The following is a 386-nucleotide window of genomic DNA, read 5'->3' as shown; positions in this document are numbered from 1 at the left end:
CCCATACCCGTCGTTACGCCACAACCTAGAAGACAAACTTCTTCAAGTGGTGCTTCTTTAGATACTTTCGCTAGTGAAATCTCAGGAAGAACTGTGAATTCAGAGAACGTAGAGCAACCCATGTAATGGAAGATAGTTTCACCATTAATAGAGAAACGGCTAGTTCCATCAGGCATAAGGCCTTGGCCTTGAGTTTCACGAACTGCTTGGCAAAGGTTAGTTTTACCAGATTTACAGAATTTACACTCACCACATTCCGCAGTGTAAAGAGGGATAACGTGGTCGCCAACTTCAACGCTTGTCACGCCTTCGCCGATCATCTCAACAATACCGCCGCCTTCATGGCCTAGGATTGAAGGGAAGATACCTTCTGGATCATCACCAGA

1 protein-coding gene is annotated in these 386 nt (G+C 45.6%); it reads right to left on the bottom strand.

All coding sequences use genetic code 11. From position 1 onward, the window contains the following. The coding region (locus A6E03_RS18525; RefSeq protein WP_176703510.1) for an alcohol dehydrogenase catalytic domain-containing protein at positions 1-386 on the bottom strand (386 nt) is incomplete at both ends.

Origin of the sequence: Aliivibrio sp. 1S128, from assembly GCF_001691065.1 — a bacterium.
In the GTDB taxonomy this organism is placed as follows: Bacteria; Pseudomonadota; Gammaproteobacteria; order Enterobacterales; family Vibrionaceae; genus Aliivibrio.
The sequence above is the reverse complement of the archived record's forward strand: the minus strand, read 5'-3'. Positions and strand labels throughout refer to the sequence as shown.